This is a genomic window from Streptomyces alkaliphilus, assembly GCF_014141535.1.
Classification (GTDB): Bacteria; Actinomycetota; Actinomycetes; order Streptomycetales; family Streptomycetaceae; genus Streptomyces; species Streptomyces alkaliphilus.
Map to the genome: position 1 here is coordinate 1 of NZ_VKHT01000962.1, position 1,888 is coordinate 1,888.

The window sequence follows — 1,888 nt, forward strand, 5'->3', positions numbered from 1 at the left end:
GGCTATGACTTTCGGCCGAACCGCCCCGTCCCCGCCCGACCTAGACTCCCGGCATGACCACTCGTCGCGAAACGGTCGGTCGTTCCGCCCCCGCCCTCGCGGTCGGACTCTGCGCGGTTCTCCTCACGGTCGGCGCCCTGGAGTACCTGTGGACGGAGTCCTTCCGGGGATCGGGGGGAGAGCCGGTGCTGTACGCGGGGTTGATCGTCGCGGGGCTCACCGCGCCGGCTCCGCTGCTCGGGGCCCGGGCGTTGGCCCGGGTCGGCGTGGGGGCCGCTCTCGTCTCCCTGGGGACCACGGCCGCCACCCGGACGGGGTGGAACGGGGGCGTGCCGTACGGCCTCACCGAAATCCTCGCCCTGGTCACGCTGGCGGCCCTCGTGGCCGCGCGCGGCGCGGCACGGCCGGCGGCCGGCGCCGTTCCCCTGGTGATCGCGGCCGTCGTGCTGCGTCCCCTGACCCCCGGGGTCGGGGAGATCGGGATCATCCTGGCGCTCCTCCTGGTGGTGGTCGTGATGGCCGTCACCGGAGCCGGGCTGGCGGTGCGGTTCGTGGCGATCGACCGCAGTCGGCGGGAGCGGACGGTGCGGCTGGAGCAGCGCGCGGACCTCGCCCGCGACCTGCACGACTTCGTGGCCCACCACGTGACGGGCATGGTGGTCCTGGCCCAGGGGGCCCGGACCATCGCGGAGAAGCGACCGGAGGCGGTCGCTCCCGCGTTGCGTCGCATCGAGGAGGCCGGCGGTGAGGCACTGACCTCGATGCGACGCATGGTCGGAACCCTGCGGGACTCCGGGACGGGCGCCCGGGGGGATGAGCCCGGGGGCGATCTGCGGGAACGGATCGAGTCCCTGGTGGCCGGGGCCGTTCCGCCCGAGGGGGCCCGGATCGACCTGACGGTCGGCGAGGGGATCGGCGAACCGGGCCACGAACCGCCCGCCGAGGTGGTCACGACCGCCCACCGCGTGGTCATGGAGGCGCTGACCAACATCCGCCGGCACGCGAGGGACTGCCGGCGGGTGGAGGTGGTCGTGGACCGGAAGGGGAAGAGCCTGGTGGTGCGGGTGAGCGACGACGGGCGTCGCCGACACGGTTCCGGACGCGGCCCGGGGCGCGGCTTCGGACTGATGGGCCTGGGTGAGCGGGTCTCACTGATCGGGGGCACGCTGCGGGCCGGTCCGGCACCGGGGGCCGGCTGGACCGTCCGCGCCGAGCTGCCCCTCGTGGGCGCGGGGGTCGGCCGATGACGATCCGGGTGCTGATCGCGGACGATCAGGCCATGGTGCGCACGGGGTTCGGTCTGATTCTCGCCGCCGAGGAGGACATCGAGGTGGTCGCCGAGGCCGCCGACGGCGCGGAGGCGGTCGAACTGGCGCGCCGTCACCGTCCCGACGTGGTGCTCATGGACATCCGGATGCCCCGGCTGGACGGGCTGGAGGCGCTGCGACTGCTCACCCGTCCGGGCATGGTCGATCCGCCCCGGGTGGTGGTGGTGACCACCTTCGACGACGAGGCGTATGTCCGACGGGCCCTGCGGGGCGGTGCGTACGGTTTCCTGCTCAAGGACGCCGGTCCGGCCCTGCTGGTGGAGGCGGTACGGGCGGCGGCCTCGGGGGAGGCGCTGATCAGCCCGTCGGTCACCATCTCCCTGTTGCGCGGGCTGACCGCGGAGCCGACGGCCGGGGGCGGGCCGGAGCCCGATCCGCTCTCGGAGCGGGAGCGGCAGGTGGTGGTGTTGGTGGCGCGCGGGGCGACCAACGCCGAGGTGGCGGCGGCGCTGACCATCGGGGTGGGCACGGTCAAGACCCATCTGACCAACGTGCAGCGCAAGTGGGGGGCCAGGAACCGGGTGGAGATCGCCGCCCGGGCGTGGGAGACGGGGCTGGTG

The 1,888-nt window shown here is 74.5% G+C and carries 2 protein-coding genes; both read left to right on the forward strand.

Annotated elements, in window-relative coordinates:
- Positions 1 to 53 precede the first annotated feature (53 nt).
- Entirely contained in the window at positions 54 to 1,247 is a 1,194-nt protein-coding gene (locus FNQ90_RS21510) for a sensor histidine kinase (RefSeq protein ID WP_182607870.1), read from the forward strand.
- On the forward strand, positions 1,244 to 1,888 hold a 645-nt coding region (locus FNQ90_RS21515), incomplete at its 3' end, for a response regulator (RefSeq protein ID WP_182607871.1). The genes FNQ90_RS21510 and FNQ90_RS21515, both read left to right, overlap by 4 nt.

Bases quoted from the DNA above. Each gene is read 5' to 3' on its own strand.
- FNQ90_RS21510 (WP_182607870.1), top strand. From the start codon at position 54: ATGACCACTCGTCGCGAAACGGTCGGTCGTTCCGCCCCCGCCCTCGCG.